Annotated in this window: 13 protein-coding genes, 1 tRNA gene and 3 rRNA genes; 2 read left to right on the top strand and 15 right to left on the bottom strand. The window is 42.4% G+C overall.

Features of this window, described 5'->3' with window-relative positions; all coding sequences use genetic code 11:
• Window positions 1–19: 19 nt before the first annotated feature.
• The 9 genes from LG336_RS14825 to LG336_RS14865 form a co-directional block, all read right to left on the bottom strand.
• Window positions 20–889 carry a lysophospholipase gene (locus LG336_RS14825; RefSeq protein WP_404328276.1) on the bottom strand — a complete coding sequence of 290 codons (870 nt, stop codon included), beginning with the start codon at window positions 887–889 and terminating at the stop codon, window positions 20–22.
• Window positions 890–1,147: 258 nt separating this feature from the next.
• Window positions 1,148–1,263: ribosomal RNA gene (rrf, locus tag LG336_RS14830) — 5S ribosomal RNA — on the bottom strand.
• A 220-nt stretch (window positions 1,264–1,483) separates the two neighbouring features.
• A 23S ribosomal RNA gene (locus LG336_RS14835) occupies window positions 1,484–4,421 on the bottom strand.
• Between the two features lie 259 nt (window positions 4,422–4,680).
• Window positions 4,681–6,279 (bottom strand): 16S ribosomal RNA (locus LG336_RS14840).
• The 16S, 23S and 5S rRNA genes sit together here, the layout of an rRNA operon.
• Before the next feature lie 488 nt (window positions 6,280–6,767).
• Entirely contained in the window at window positions 6,768–7,196 is a 429-nt protein-coding gene (locus LG336_RS14845) for a VOC family protein (RefSeq protein WP_404328277.1), read from the bottom strand.
• Between the two features lie 198 nt (window positions 7,197–7,394).
• Window positions 7,395–7,595, bottom strand: coding sequence for a hypothetical protein (locus LG336_RS14850; protein ID WP_404328278.1), 201 nt, complete (start codon window positions 7,593–7,595; stop codon window positions 7,395–7,397).
• 66 nt (window positions 7,596–7,661) lie between these two features.
• On the bottom strand, window positions 7,662–8,096 hold the full coding sequence (locus tag LG336_RS14855; protein WP_404328279.1) for a glycine/sarcosine/betaine reductase selenoprotein B family protein: 435 nt from the start codon (window positions 8,094–8,096) through the stop codon (window positions 7,662–7,664).
• A 40-nt stretch (window positions 8,097–8,136) separates the two neighbouring features.
• Window positions 8,137–8,637, bottom strand: coding sequence for a redoxin domain-containing protein (locus LG336_RS14860; protein WP_404328280.1), 501 nt, complete (start codon window positions 8,635–8,637; stop codon window positions 8,137–8,139).
• Between the two features lie 251 nt (window positions 8,638–8,888).
• Window positions 8,889–9,263 carry a hypothetical protein gene (locus tag LG336_RS14865; protein WP_404328281.1) on the bottom strand — a complete coding sequence of 125 codons (375 nt, stop codon included), beginning with the start codon at window positions 9,261–9,263 and terminating at the stop codon, window positions 8,889–8,891.
• 320 nt (window positions 9,264–9,583) lie between these two features.
• Between LG336_RS14865 and LG336_RS14870 the strand changes: the two genes are divergently transcribed.
• Together LG336_RS14870 and LG336_RS14875 are read left to right on the top strand one after the other, a co-directional pair.
• Complete coding sequence (locus LG336_RS14870) at window positions 9,584–9,796, top strand: hypothetical protein (RefSeq protein WP_404328282.1); 213 nt, start codon at window positions 9,584–9,586, stop codon at window positions 9,794–9,796.
• A gap of 175 nt (window positions 9,797–9,971) precedes the next feature.
• Window positions 9,972–10,547, top strand: coding sequence for a nucleotidyltransferase family protein (locus tag LG336_RS14875; protein WP_404328283.1), 576 nt, complete (start codon window positions 9,972–9,974; stop codon window positions 10,545–10,547).
• A gap of 175 nt (window positions 10,548–10,722) precedes the next feature.
• Here LG336_RS14875 and LG336_RS14880 read toward each other — a convergent pair whose 3' ends face one another.
• From LG336_RS14880 to LG336_RS14905, 6 genes are all read right to left on the bottom strand, one after another.
• Entirely contained in the window at window positions 10,723–11,721 is a 999-nt protein-coding gene (locus tag LG336_RS14880) for an HAAS signaling domain-containing protein (RefSeq protein WP_404333175.1), read from the bottom strand.
• Window positions 11,708–12,055 (bottom strand): PadR family transcriptional regulator, encoded by a 348-nt coding sequence (locus LG336_RS14885; protein WP_404328284.1) that lies wholly within the window; start codon window positions 12,053–12,055, stop codon window positions 11,708–11,710. Before LG336_RS14885 ends, LG336_RS14880 begins: the two co-directional genes overlap by 14 nt.
• 411 nt (window positions 12,056–12,466) lie before the next feature.
• Window positions 12,467–13,420 carry a ribose-phosphate diphosphokinase gene (locus LG336_RS14890; protein ID WP_404333176.1) on the bottom strand — a complete coding sequence of 318 codons (954 nt, stop codon included), beginning with the start codon at window positions 13,418–13,420 and terminating at the stop codon, window positions 12,467–12,469.
• A gap of 331 nt (window positions 13,421–13,751) precedes the next feature.
• Window positions 13,752–14,393, bottom strand: coding sequence for a hypothetical protein (locus LG336_RS14895; protein WP_404328285.1), 642 nt, complete (start codon window positions 14,391–14,393; stop codon window positions 13,752–13,754).
• A 341-nt stretch (window positions 14,394–14,734) separates the two neighbouring features.
• Window positions 14,735–15,289, bottom strand: coding sequence for a hypothetical protein (locus LG336_RS14900; protein WP_404328286.1), 555 nt, complete (start codon window positions 15,287–15,289; stop codon window positions 14,735–14,737).
• A gap of 75 nt (window positions 15,290–15,364) precedes the next feature.
• A tRNA-Gln gene (locus tag LG336_RS14905) sits at window positions 15,365–15,436 on the bottom strand.
• Between the last annotated feature and the right edge of the window lie 32 nt (window positions 15,437–15,468).

A 15,468-nucleotide genomic window follows, 5' to 3' on the forward strand; every position in this document is an offset into this window, starting at 1 on the left:
TAAGAACAAATTAAAACGACTATAACCTACCAGCCGACTTATAAAAAACTTTGTGTTTTTCATCGGTCTTTTGGTCTAGCCAATTGATTAAATCTCCGAGAAACTTTTCTCTACCTACTTCATCAAAGGGACGATGCCTAGCATAAGCATACTCTAGTACTTGTTTATCCTTAGAACCAACTTGTTCAAAAAACTTGTTCAGCTTTTTAGGTGGGGTGATTTTATCATCCAGACCATATTGCAATAATAAAGGCACCTTAATGGACAATGCGTTGTTCATTACCCGCTTTGATGCATGCAGCAACCCTCGTCCTAAACCTGGTGTTGCGGTGTTATGCCTAAGGCCCTCTGGGTTATACTTAGCCTGCAATGCTGGGTCCTTTGCTTGCAATTGGAAATTTCCTGATTTTGTAATACTCAAATCTGGTTTCAGCTTACCCATTAGTAGAACACCGAAGCGCTCAAAAACTGTTGGTTCATAAGAGATACCAGGGGAAATCGCTACGACCCCTGCAATTCCTTCACTATGCTTGAGAGTATAATCAAGAGCGATTACCCCGCCCATACTATGGCCAATGACGTACAAAGGTAATTTCGGCTCCTCGAGAGCAACAAGCTTTCTTAGTTCATGGATATCGCCTCTAAACTCACTCCAGCTCCGAATAAACCCTCTTTTCCCAGAGCTTTTCCCGTGACCACGTAAATCCACGGCATAAACAGTATATTTATTCTTAACCATGCTTGTGGTTAAATTCTGTAACCCACCACTATGATCACCAAAGCCGTGTATTAAAATAATAGCCGCTTTAGGCTTCGTTCTAGGTTTGATTCGTCGGTAAAATATTTCTGTTCCACCAATCCCAATATATCTTCCTTCGGTTGTTGCCATCTATGTATCCTCCAGTTGCAAACGATGTAAAATTATAATAACAATGCTGTTTATTTAGTTATTTCCATATAGTAAGTTATACAATACAGTATATTATATCGGAAACTGAATGATAATTCATATCTTATCATCACATTTTCTCATTTTAAATATGACTATTTTGTGAATTTATATTTAGGTTTTAACTTTTGAAACTTGCGTCTAAGAAGCATTTTTATGTAAAAAAGAACAGCCTCTAATCAGCTGTTCTTCTGAATTGCCTGGCAACGTCCTACTCTCACAGGGGGAAACCCCCAACTACCATCGGCGCTGAGAAGCTTAACTTCCGTGTTCGGCATGGGAACGGGTGTGACCTTCTCGCTATCGCCACCAGACTATTTGATTAAAGGATAGATATTTTGCTTGCGCAAAAATATTTATTCCTTCAAAACTAGATAATGTGTAAGAAGTAAAAGCAAAACTAAGTATCGTTGTCTAGCTACGGCTCCTAACTTCTCGGACGTTTCGATCCATCCAAACAAATCCAAAACCGGGATTTGCATGGCTGGCTCTCCAACGTCTGTCGAAGTTGAACAGTCGCCTTCGCTTTTCAATTTGGTTAAGTCCTCGATCGATTAGTATCAGTCAGCTCCACACGTCACCGCGCTTCCACCTCTGACCTATCAACCTGATCATCTTTCAGGGATCTTACTAGCTTGACGCTATGGGAAATCTCATCTTGAGGGGGGCTTCATGCTTAGATGCTTTCAGCACTTATCCCGTCCGCACATAGCTACCCAGCGATGCCTTTGGCAAGACAACTGGTACACCAGCGGTGCGTCCATCCCGGTCCTCTCGTACTAAGGACAGCTCCTCTCAAATTTCCTGCGCCCACGACGGATAGGGACCGAACTGTCTCACGACGTTCTGAACCCAGCTCGCGTACCGCTTTAATGGGCGAACAGCCCAACCCTTGGGACCGACTACAGCCCCAGGATGCGATGAGCCGACATCGAGGTGCCAAACCTCCCCGTCGATGTGGACTCTTGGGGGAGATAAGCCTGTTATCCCCGGGGTAGCTTTTATCCGTTGAGCGATGGCCCTTCCATGCGGAACCACCGGATCACTAAGCCCGACTTTCGTCCCTGCTCGACTTGTAGGTCTCGCAGTCAAGCTCCCTTGTGCCTTTACACTCTGCGAATGATTTCCAACCATTCTGAGGGAACCTTTGGGCGCCTCCGTTACATTTTAGGAGGCGACCGCCCCAGTCAAACTGCCCACCTGACACTGTCTCCCACCCCGATCAGGGGTGCGGGTTAGAATTTCAATACAGCCAGGGTAGTATCCCACCGACGCCTCCACCGAAGCTGGCGCTCCGGCTTCCAAGGCTCCTACCTATCCTGTACAAGCTGTACCAAAATTCAATATCAGGCTGCAGTAAAGCTCCACGGGGTCTTTCCGTCCTGTCGCGGGTAACCTGCATCTTCACAGGTACTATAATTTCACCGAGTCTCTCGTTGAGACAGTGCCCAGATCGTTACGCCTTTCGTGCGGGTCGGAACTTACCCGACAAGGAATTTCGCTACCTTAGGACCGTTATAGTTACGGCCGCCGTTTACTGGGGCTTCGATTCAAAGCTTCGCGTGAGCTAACCTCTCCTCTTAACCTTCCAGCACCGGGCAGGCGTCAGCCCCTATACTTCGCCTTGCGGCTTCGCAGAGACCTGTGTTTTTGCTAAACAGTCGCCTGGGCCTATTCACTGCGGCTTTTCAAGGCTTTAACACCCTAAAAAGCACCCCTTCTCCCGAAGTTACGGGGTCATTTTGCCGAGTTCCTTAACGAGAGTTCTCTCGCTCACCTTAGGATTCTCTCCTCGCCTACCTGTGTCGGTTTGCGGTACGGGCACCTTTTATCTCGCTAGAGGCTTTTCTTGGCAGTGTGGAATCAGGAACTTCGGTACTATATTTCCCTCGCTATCACAGCTCAGCCTTATGTGGTAACGGGATTTGCCTCGTTACCAGCCTAACTGCTTAGACGCACATATCCAACAGTGCGCTTACCCTATCCTCCTGCGTCCCCCCATTGCTCAAACGATAAAGAGGTGGTACAGGAATATCAACCTGTTGTCCATCGCCTACGCCTTTCGGCCTCGGCTTAGGTCCCGACTAACCCTGAGAGGACGAGCCTTCCTCAGGAAACCTTAGGCATACGGTGGATGGGATTCTCACCCATCTTTCGCTACTCATACCGGCATTCTCACTTCTAAGCGCTCCACCAGTCCTTACGGTCTAGCTTCAACGCCCTTAGAACGCTCTCCTACCGCGGACATCGTAAGATGTCCACCCACAGCTTCGGTGATACGTTTAGCCCCGGTACATTTTCGGCGCAGAGTCACTCGACCAGTGAGCTATTACGCACTCTTTAAATGGTGGCTGCTTCTAAGCCAACATCCTGGTTGTCTAAGCAACTCCACATCCTTTTCCACTTAACGTATACTTTGGGACCTTAGCTGGTGGTCTGGGCTGTTTCCCTCTTGACTACGGATCTTATCACTCGCAGTCTGACTCCCACGGATAAGTCATTGGCATTCGGAGTTTGTCTGAATTCGGTAACCCGATGAGGGCCCCTAGTCCAAACAGTGCTCTACCTCCAAGACTCTCACTTCGTGAGGCTAGCCCTAAAGCTATTTCGGAGAGAACCAGCTATCTCCAGGTTCGATTGGAATTTCTCCGCTACCCACACCTCATCCCCGCACTTTTCAACGTGCGTGGGTTCGGGCCTCCAGTAGGTGTTACCCTACCTTCACCCTGGACATGGGTAGATCACCTGGTTTCGGGTCTACAACCACATACTTATTCGCCCTATTCAGACTCGCTTTCGCTGCGGCTCCGTCTTCTCGACTTAACCTTGCATGTAATCGTAACTCGCCGGTTCATTCTACAAAAGGCACGCCATCACTCATTAATGAGCTCTGACTACTTGTAGGCACACGGTTTCAGGATCTCTTTCACTCCCCTTCCGGGGTGCTTTTCACCTTTCCCTCACGGTACTGGTTCACTATCGGTCACTAGGGAGTATTTAGCCTTGGGAGATGGTCCTCCCAGCTTCCGACGGGATTTCACGTGTCCCGCCGTACTCAGGATCCACTCAGGAGGGAACGAAGTTTCAACTACAGGGTTTTTACCTTCTCTGACGGGCCTTTCCAGACCACTTCATTTACCCCGTTCCTTTGTAACTCCATGTTGAGTGTCCTACAACCCCAGAAGGCAAGCCTTCTGGTTTGGGCTAATCCCGTTTCGCTCGCCGCTACTCAGGGAATCGCATTTGCTTTCTCTTCCTCCGGGTACTTAGATGTTTCAGTTCCCCGGGTCTGCCTTCAATACCCTATGGATTCAGGTAAAGATACTGTTCCATTACGAACAGTGGGTTTCCCCATTCGGAAATCTCCGGATCAAAGCTTACTTACAGCTCCCCGAAGCATATCGGTGTTAGTCCCGTCCTTCATCGGCTCCTAGTGCCAAGGCATCCACCGTGCGCCCTTTCTAACTTAACCTATGGACGAATTTATTCGTCTCTATTAGACAATAAGTCTATGGTTTCTCTTTTTAATAAAAGAGAGAAAAAAGCGATACAAATGTGTGTTTTACTTTTGCCTTCTTACTTACGATTATCTAGTTTTCAAGGAACAATGTTTTGAGGTGTATTGCTCCCTCAAAACTAAACAAACAAGCGTTCAACAGTGCGGATTTTAAATCCGCTTAGTACGAATCGTAAGATTCGCATTCCGAATGCCCTTACGGCATTATCCTTAGAAAGGAGGTGATCCAGCCGCACCTTCCGATACGGCTACCTTGTTACGACTTCACCCCAATCATCTGTCCCACCTTAGGCGACTGGCCCCTAGGGCAAAACTTAACTTCCTATAATGATAATAAGCGGTTAAGTTTTGCCCCAGGTTACCCCACCGACTTCGGGTGTTACAAACTCTCGTGGTGTGACGGGCGGTGTGTACAAGGCCCGGGAACGTATTCACCGCGGCATGCTGATCCGCGATTACTAGCGATTCCGGCTTCATGCAGGCGAGTTGCAGCCTGCAATCCGAACTGAGAATAGATTTATGGGATTTGCTTGACCTCGCGGCTTCGCTGCCCTTTGTTCTATCCATTGTAGCACGTGTGTAGCCCAGGTCATAAGGGGCATGATGATTTGACGTCATCCCCACCTTCCTCCGGTTTGTCACCGGCAGTCTCCTTAGAGTGCCCAACTGAATGCTGGCAACTAAGGACAAGGGTTGCGCTCGTTGCGGGACTTAACCCAACATCTCACGACACGAGCTGACGACAACCATGCACCACCTGTCACTCTGTCCCCCGAAGGGGAACGCTCTGTCTCCAGAGTTGTCAGAGGATGTCAAGACCTGGTAAGGTTCTTCGCGTTGCTTCGAATTAAACCACATGCTCCACCGCTTGTGCGGGCCCCCGTCAATTCCTTTGAGTTTCAGCCTTGCGGCCGTACTCCCCAGGCGGAGTGCTTAATGCGTTTGCTGCAGCACTAAAGGGCGGAAACCCTCTAACACTTAGCACTCATCGTTTACGGCGTGGACTACCAGGGTATCTAATCCTGTTCGCTCCCCACGCTTTCGCGCCTCAGCGTCAGTTACAGACCAGAGAGTCGCCTTCGCCACTGGTGTTCCTCCACATCTCTACGCATTTCACCGCTACACGTGGAATTCCACTCTCCTCTTCTGCACTCAAGTCCCCCAGTTTCCAATGACCCTCCACGGTTGAGCCGTGGGCTTTCACATCAGACTTAAAGGACCGCCTGCGCGCGCTTTACGCCCAATAATTCCGGACAACGCTTGCCACCTACGTATTACCGCGGCTGCTGGCACGTAGTTAGCCGTGGCTTTCTGGTTAGGTACCGTCAAGGTACCGGCAGTTACTCCGGTACTTGTTCTTCCCTAACAACAGAGCTTTACGACCCGAAGGCCTTCATCGCTCACGCGGCGTTGCTCCGTCAGACTTTCGTCCATTGCGGAAGATTCCCTACTGCTGCCTCCCGTAGGAGTCTGGGCCGTGTCTCAGTCCCAGTGTGGCCGATCACCCTCTCAGGTCGGCTACGCATCGTGGCCTTGGTGAGCCGTTACCTCACCAACTAGCTAATGCGCCGCGGGCCCATCTGTAAGTGACAGCCGAAACCGTCTTTCAGCATTCCCTCATGAGAGAGAATGAATTATCCGGTATTAGCCCCGGTTTCCCGGAGTTATCCCAGTCTTACAGGCAGGTTGCCCACGTGTTACTCACCCGTCCGCCGCTAATCTTTGGGAGCAAGCTCCCAAAGATCCGCTCGACTTGCATGTATTAGGCACGCCGCCAGCGTTCGTCCTGAGCCAGGATCAAACTCTCCAATAAAGAGTGATTAGCTCATAAAATAAAACGTTGGCTCATGCTTTTCTATATTAATAGAAGAAACATGATAAATATTGTTTGTTGACGCTTGTTTGTTTAGTTTTCAAAGAACAATTTCTTCGTCGTCGCTCAGAAGCGACATTTATTAATATATCATATCCATCTCATCAAATCATGTTAAATATTATTTTAATATAATTTATTATAATGAGTGGTTGCTGTCTCAACAGCGGATACTTAATATATAACATATTCATTATCTCGTCAACACTTTATTAAAAAAGTATTTTTAAGAAATGAATTTTCGATGCTGTCTGAAGCAGCTAAATAATAATACCACCCAACCCCATAGCAATCAATAGAAATATTTTACATTGGTATTACAAAAAATTGTAATGAGGAATAAGTGAATCCGAAGCATCCTTAATATATGAAAAAAAGAGACATTCATTTTTATAAATGTCTATATAAGCACATGTACTAATCTAGTATTATAAGAGGACATCTGACTCTGGATAATCACAATACTCAATAATCGTTCCTTCTGTATCAGCTGGATTGAGGTAGATTAACCGTCGTCCATGTTTATTTGTTCGTAACGTCTCCGGTAGTGTTCTGATTCCTTGTTGCTCAAGTTCCGATAGAGCTTTATTTAAATCCTCCACTCGATAGGCAATATGATGAACACCTTTTCCTTTTTGTTTAAGAAACCTGGCAATAGGTGAAGTGGTATTGTTTGTTGGAGCAAGCAATTCAATTCGATCTCCATTAACCTCGAGAATCACTACCTCACTCTCTACCCCCACCGCTTCACTAATATATCGATCAATCAGTTCACCATCCAAGACATTCACGTAAAACTGAATGCTACTTTCTATATCACGTACAGCAATCCCAATATGATCCATTATTTTTTTCATACCATCTCTCCTATATTAACTATTAGTAGGATTAGAATAGCACTAGAATTTGAAACTTACCATAATAGAGGCTGTTCCCGTTGTAACAAACGATTATTTTTTTAGCTATTACTATATCTATGTAGTTTTTAGCAAAGTAAGCAGAGTTCCGTCCTTGCTTTAAAAAAGGACGAAGCATAATGCTCCGCCCCCTTCAAATTAATAGCTCGGAAAGTTTGAATCGTGAATGTTTCCTGGCTCTTGTCTTTTTGTTAATTCTTCAAGAGCTGCGTACAATACTTTCATTTGTGTTTGTTTGTCATGTGGCTTCCCTAGGGAATGACCAAATTCAAAACCAACTGGATGAATGGCACGCGGAGGCCTCATTAGACTTGATTGCTCAACATCAAGTGTAATCAAAGTCGTTGGGATCCCTTGCGCTTCAATTCCACGCTGCACTGTAACTACAGTGCGATGACAAAGTGGTCAACCAGCTGTTAAGAGGACGGCATCTGCTTTAGAGCGAACAACCTCTTTTACTAGGGCTGGAATCGTTTCTTTGTTGATTTTATTTAACCTCATGGAATAGCCCATCATCGTGACGTGCTTTTCGGCAACCCCACCAAGGTCGCCATCATCGACCATTTCTCTTAACCGATCGATAGGAAATACACAATTTATATCTTCTTTCGGATAATCGGTATTATAATGGTCCTTTGGTGCTGCATGTGTAACCGTTAAGTCTTTTGCGTCAACATCACCTGGGATGATCCGGTAGGTAGCATCGCCTTCCGCTGGATCCGTGTTGTACGGTTCTTGATCTTTAAGATGTACACCGGAGGTTGAAACAATCATAATGGTGGTTTCATGCAACGGCCGTGTTACAGGTGTATATGGGATTGCTTTTCTTGATAGTTCCATACACAACCTCCCTTTACCATCTGGATTTTTCAGTTATAATCTAAAGTTTACGTAACACATCAAATAATTCTTCATTATCTGGTTGTTCACCAATCGGATGAACATCGATGTATCGAACAATCCCTTCCTTATCAATCAGGAAAAGGGCACGTTCGGATGCACCGTAGGCTGGCTCATCTGGATTTTTCCGAAGAACACCATATTTCTCTGAGACTTCACCATGTGGATAAAAATCAGAGCAAAGCGGATAGGAAATTCCACCAATTGATTTCGCCCATGCATCGTGACTGTGAGCACTATCAACACTGATACCCAAGACCTGGGTATCGAACTCTTCAAAACGAGGAAGGTCATCCTCGTAAGAAGGCATTTGCGCGCCTCAGACTGGAGTCCAATCTAAGGGATAAAAACATAAAAAAACATTCTTGCTTCCGCGGTATTCACTTAATGATACCTTGCGATTACCGTGTGCTTCTAAGGTAAAATCAGGTGCTTGATCGCCCAATTTTAGCGTACTTGTTTCAGAAGCTCCTGCTGGCATAATAACTCCCCTTTCTGGTCATAAGTCTTGCAAACAATTTCAGTATCGACCAATTTCCTTAACATTATCCGTTTTTCTCCGGCAAGTTAGCTGAAGATCGTTGTCTCAGTACATTTGATTTTAAATCAGGAGATTAAACCTACTTATTAGATTGGTGAGATAAATTTCTTCACGGCTCCCTGAAATTTTTCACCATAAATAAGAAGGAGCCAATATCGGCTCCTTCTCACTCCTTCCCTTTCTATTTTTCATTATTGATGGAAGGTTTGTCCGCCAAAATGTGATTGAGATTGGAAATGGCCTTGGTTCTGATTCATGAAAGGCTGATGCCTTTGGCTTCCAAATGATCCAGCATTGCTAGTAAACTCCTGTTGCATTTGATTACAAACATTTATTACCTCTTGGCAACGCTGAATGGCCAAATGATGATTTTGCAAACTCTGCTCGATGGAGTGTACAGCCTGTTTTTCACGTTGAAGAATTTGTTCTAACATCTGGATGTTCTGTTGCTCTTGTTGTAACATCATGCGGTATTGTTGACTTCCTTGCTGTGTTTGTTGGATTAGTTGTTGAGCAATTTGACGTGTTTGTCCTACCTGTTGGATTCCATGCTGTGTTGTATGCATTCAATCAACCCCCCCTAGAATTTTTAAAAAGGTATTACGGAGGTATTTTACGTTTTAGCCATCATCTCATTCAGTAAAAAAACGCCCAAACCCTTTAACAACAGAGAACCAAAATTCACTCCCATAAGTTCCACAATTCTCCTTCAATAAGGTAAAGATATTTGGACAATTTATTTCATGTACATAGGTAACAAAAGAGGTAATAAGGTAGGGAGTATTAAGGAAGTCGTGGAGTATCCTCCTTCCTTTTGTTAAACCTATGTCCATCGAATAATGTATGGTGAACTGCACATGCTATCTATGTTTAGGAGGTGAAGAAATTGGCTAATCACGAAAAGAAAAACAACCAACAGGACAACGCTAGTATTTCTCAGGGAATTAAAAACACTGCTGGAGCTGCTTTCCATACCGTTCACAGCGCATTAGAAACCACTGAAAATGCTGCAATGAATGCGGTTGACGCCACCACTAATGCCATTAATAACTTAACAGATGATGAAAATAATAATAGAAGAAATCAAAATAAAGAGTAACCTTTGACAACGCCATTAATTTGGCGTTTTTTTATTTCTTCGTAAATTTTGTTGCTTTTAGATATTAAAGATTAAAAGTGTTTAATAATCTTAATGGATTACTCTCCCTTCACACTCTAATGTGTTAAAATAAGAATATACGTTCTGGTGTTAAAAGGGGGGGATAAATTTAAAGATGTTGAAGAATAAAGAAGACGTCATCAAGCTAATCCAAAGCGATGAAAAAATGATGGAGATTATAAGGACTGCAAGTACTCTGAATTTACCCGACTGGTGGATATGTGCAGGATTTGTACGTTCAAAAATCTGGGACACATTGCACGGGTTTAATGAAAAAACTGAGACCCCAGATGTTGATGTTATCTTTTTTGATAACACTAACATTGATGAGAATATAGAAAAGGAATTAGAGGATACGTTGGTAAGCATAATGCCTAATATACCCTGGTCTGTTAAAAATGAAGCAAGAATGCACGTAGTTAATAATCTTCCTCCTTATACTTCTTCGGAAGATGCTATTTCAAAGTTTCCAGAAACAGCAACTGCTCTTGGGGTAAAGCTAGACAAGGAAAATAATTTGGTTCTTACTTCTCCTTGTGGAATAGATGATGTCATTAATCTAGACTTGAAACCTACTCCTCATTTTATTGAAACAAAAGAACTTGCTGCAATTTACGAGGAGCGGATTATAAAAAAGAATTGGAAGGCTATTTGGCATAATATTAAAGTCTGCCACATCTTAAACAACTGATTACGCAATGAGCCGTTTCATTTGATGAACTGGTTTTCAAAATTCACAGTGATCCTGGAAGCACTGAAGAACAGTTGATTTATCCGTTAGGTCTAAAGCACATTCCCTTAATCACAAACTCAAAAAAACGAGCAATCCTCCAATTGAAGATTTGCTCGGTTTATTTCCTAATAAGTTACCTTGCTCTAGCCTTACGTATGCCATCAACTACACTAATACCGGCGGATAAAATAAAGAAGAAAATGGCACTGCCAATAATCCATGTTTCTATTTGCATTTCCTTAATGGAAAATAGTTCGGCCAAATAAAGAATAAACTCATATTTAAATAGATTAGGATTGGTGACAATCAAAATAAATACCGCGGAAGAGATGAACTGAAGAACGGTGTTGTAGATTGCCAACCCTTTAGTCCATTGTTTTTTAACCAACTTATAAATAGCCAACCCTACCTCCAATACGACCATCACAAACACGATTGGCCAATATTGGAGCAACACATCTTGGTTAAGAGCTGGAGTAACAAAGTTCAGTTCGCCGCTTCCACCTTCATAGATTCCAAACAAATGATCCGCATAAAAATAAACCGTGGCCCAAATGGCTGTCCACAATAGTCCCCCAAAGACTTCAACCTTTGTAATGGCTTTTTTCTTAGGAATATACGTGATATGTTTTAAATCATCAACAGTCCATTTTTTCAAACCTGGTGTAGCCGGTTCGCTTCCTTTCGAATAATCTACTCTTTCAATTATTGCGAAAACAATGGTCAGCCAGAAGAATGTTTGAATTGCCACTTCAATAATTCTTGCAATCCCAAAGCCAATCATGTCGAATACCACATTCATGATGGCTTCTTCCCCATTGTATCCGATAAAAAATTCAGCAATCAACGAGATAACTGAAATAGTGGCGGCAATAGGTAAGATCATTTTTAGCAACGAAACATAGATATCAAAAAAGCGGGGACCAATGAGATGCATTGGCCGGTCCTTATAACCATAAGCTAATTTTGCTGGGTTTCCTAGTTTCTCTAGAACTTCCTTTACATCATCCTCCTGGTAATCATCAGGTAACATATCCTCAATCGTTGACCTCAATTCAAGGGCAATATCCTCACGGTTTTTTTCAGGAAGCCGCCGCGTGACTTCTTGAATATAGATTTCAATTAGATCCATCATCTTCATCCCCTTTTAACAACTGTAACAGTTGATTCGAATTCTCCATCCATTCACTTTTTAACTGTAAAAAGGTTTCTACTCCAAACGCACTTAAAACATAGTATTTTCGTGGTCTACTTTCAGATGTATCCCAGCTACTTGTCACCAACTCCTGTTTTTCTAGACGGCGAAGCAATGGATATAAGGTGCTTTGATCAATATGAATGCCAGACTCCTCTAACAATTGAACGAGTGAATATCCATACTGTGGCTTGCGCAATTGACTTAAGACAGCTAGCGTCAACGTTCCCCTCCTAAGCTCTGTTGTTAATGAATTCAATAAGGAACTCATACACCCACCTCTTTTCTGAATAAACTATGTGTCGTACAGTATATGTTTTATACTATGTAATATACAGTATTATAGTTCCAACATCAATATGAATTGTTTAATATTATAAATTCGGGGTGATTAGTACATAAAAAAAGGCTGCTCTCGTAAGGATGGTTGTTAAAATTGTAAAAATCTTAAAATTGATTTTTACTACCTAAAGCCGATTTTAACGCAAGATAAGCGATTTTGTACGTTATATTAAGTTTGCAAGCTCTTTTCTCATGGTTAAAAAGCTACCTGCAGCGTACAAAGCTTAATCGATTCTATTTTGTATCCAAAAAGCAACAATGTTTGAGAAAAGAGCCTAAAAAAAGACCAAACCGGATAAACGATTTGGTCAAAATAAACGTTTTATTCAAATTGAATGACTTATTCAAATAACGGGCTAACGGCCTTTTCATTGTGGATACGATCAATCGCTTCTACTAGTAATGGTGCGACGGATATGGTGGTTACTTTTCTACTTTCTTTTTCTTTAGGCAATTGTATAGTATTCGTCACCACTACTTCTTTAATCGGTGATGATTCAATTTTATAGATAGCATTTCCTGTGAAAACCCCGTGTGTACAGCCGGCATAAACAGCTTTTGCTCCGTTTGCGGCCAAAGCTTTTGCTGCTAACGTAATCGTTCCACCTGTATCAATTAAATCATCAATAATGATGGCATTTTTTCCAGCTACATTCCCTAGAACATCAACTGTTATCTCGCTGTTTTCTGTGTTTTTTCTTCGATCAATAAGTGCAAGGGGTGCATCCAAGAGGTTAGCCATTTTCCTTGCTCTACCGATACTTCCACTATGTGGGGCCACAACGACTGCATCTTCTAAGTCTTTATTCATAAAGTACTGTCCAAGGATTGGAACACCTATGAGATGTTCGACGGGTATTTCAAAGAATCCTTGTATCGCAGCAGTATGAAGATCCATGGTAACAACTCGATTTGCGCCCGCGACTTCTAAAAGATCGGCAACCAATTTGGCGGTAATCGGTTCGCGCGAACGTGCCTTTCGATCTTGTCTCCCATACCCATAATAAGGGATGACGACATTGATCCTACCAGCAGAAGCTCTTTTCAAGGCATCAATCATAATAAGAAGCTCCAAGATATTTTCATTAACCGGTGAAGAAGTGGACTGAAGGATAAAGACCTCTGTTCCACGTACACTTTCTTCAATATGAATCTGAATCTCGCCATCACTGAACTTAGATACAGAAGACTTTCCTAGCTCACATCCCATAAGCTTGGCCATTTCTTTCGCGAGCTTTTGATTAGAACTCAAGGCAAACATTTTAAAATCAGTGTTTAGTTGAAAATTCACTATGTTATCCTCCACACAATATGTATTTCTGATATAAATACTGCAACTATGTTATTCCATCAAATTAACAACATGTTAGACAAACACAAACCAGAACGGGCAAAAGTGTCTGCTCATTTTTCAAATAGAACCACTCAAACAGTTATTAAAATAATGGAGTTTTCATCATTCATCCATTTTAACACTAATAGTACCAAAAACCTACTCAATTAAGATAATCTAATATCCTGAAAAAAAGAAAAAGGACTGCAAGGTCGTCAGTCCCATCAATACTCAAATATAATTTAGTTTTAGTTGGATTTTTATTTGTTATTGTTAACAGTACAGGATCTTGTTATATCGACCCTTTAGCTTTTAAATACTGGATGGCATTTAGGGCAAACCCTAATATTTCGCGAGATTGAAATGCGTTATCTTTTAACCCAATGGCTTCAGAAAATTCTTTATAATAATCATACAAATTCCCATCATCACCGTATGGAAACGATAAATAGTGAAACCCATATTTGTTGTGAACCCTTACAACAGAGTAGACCAGTAAAGCATTCTGAAAATCCGATTTCGTGTTTAATAAATAGATGCCCTCTACCTCAAGTATTTTACCAGAACGATCTGTTGCTGTTAGCAGCCCATCGGCAATTTTTAAGTAAACACAGCCTTTTGTTGTAGCTAAGTCCTTCACATCGATATATTCTTCATCCATACATAAGATGTTTTTACACTCTTGCTTGCTTAAGAGGATCGTCTCTTTACCGGTTTTATAATAATAAGCGGTAACAAGGATTGCTGGCAAAACAGCGTCACTTACCTTCTCTGCATGGTCTTCCCCAACAACCTGAATTACCTTTTCCTTCACGTAACGTAAATCAGTGGCATTCGTAAAATCTAATTTCGCTGCCAGCTTTTCATAAAAATCACCCATCGCTAAAAGGTCCCAGTTGCTTTTCATTGCATCAAACTGACGGTTCCTCGCCATAGCTACAACCCCTCCTACAAATTTTCACTCCTCTTAGGAAGCAAGCGGACGGTTCTTTGCTTCCGTTTCTGCTTTTAGGGTTCTCCCGCCTTCTTAAAGGCTTCTACACTAGTAGGGTAAGAACCTTCAAGTATCTGTAAAAAAGCCCTGTAATATCTGAGTATATTTTCGTTTTATTTTAATTATGCTTTTTAGAAGGAATCTAGTCTGGAGGGAAAGTAGGAAATTGACTTATGAGAGAAAGTCAATTTTTATCATAGGTCATCCTACCTCAAAGCAAACAAAATGCAAAAAGGCATCCACAGTTGTGAATGCCGATCTATTATTTACTTAGTTGAACATCATCTTTTCACATAAAGTCGTTCCCCTTTTTTATATAAAAACAAAAAATTCATAGGGAAAACTTCATTCAATAGTTGTTGGGTCAACTCTACATGGACGATATGGTGAATTTCATCATGCTCTAATACCTCAAAGGTAAAAAGAATCGGATCTTCTTTAAATGCCTTACGTAAATTTCCCTCTATCAAATCATTCTTTTCGTTAATCCAGCGATAAAGCTCCTGCCAATTGGTTTCGATGAGCTCGGCAATGGTTTCCTTCACTTCGACCACAAGCCAAGAATGAGTCGACTCGTTAAAAAATTGTTCCACACTAGTGGACATCTGCAGGATGACCCGTAAATCCTCTGTTGCCATCTCTTTGTGCTGAGAAATAAAATCCGAAAGTGTCTCATATTTTGATATTTGAAAAGGAATGCCTTCTTCCTCTGCTGATAAACATAGATAAGCCACGTTTTGTGCGATATGGTCGACATACGAAAAAAATTGCTTTTCTGCTCTCTTTGTTAAAGTTTGAAAAAACTTCGTTTGGATGTCCTGTGTATCAATTCCCATGAGCCCCTCCCAATTTCCAAGCGGAAAAAAGGCTGAACAAAAATAGCGTTCAGCGTTATTTTCTTTATCTATATACTGGGCTAGCAGGATTCGAACCTGCGAATGACGGAGTCAAAGTCCGGTGCATTACCACTTGGCTATAGCCCAATGTAGGGATAGTATATATAGGTGTACTGGAA

Origin of the sequence: Mesobacillus maritimus, from assembly GCF_044803185.1 — a bacterium.
In the GTDB taxonomy this organism is placed as follows: Bacteria; Bacillota; Bacilli; order Bacillales; family Cytobacillaceae; genus Mesobacillus_B; species Mesobacillus_B maritimus_B.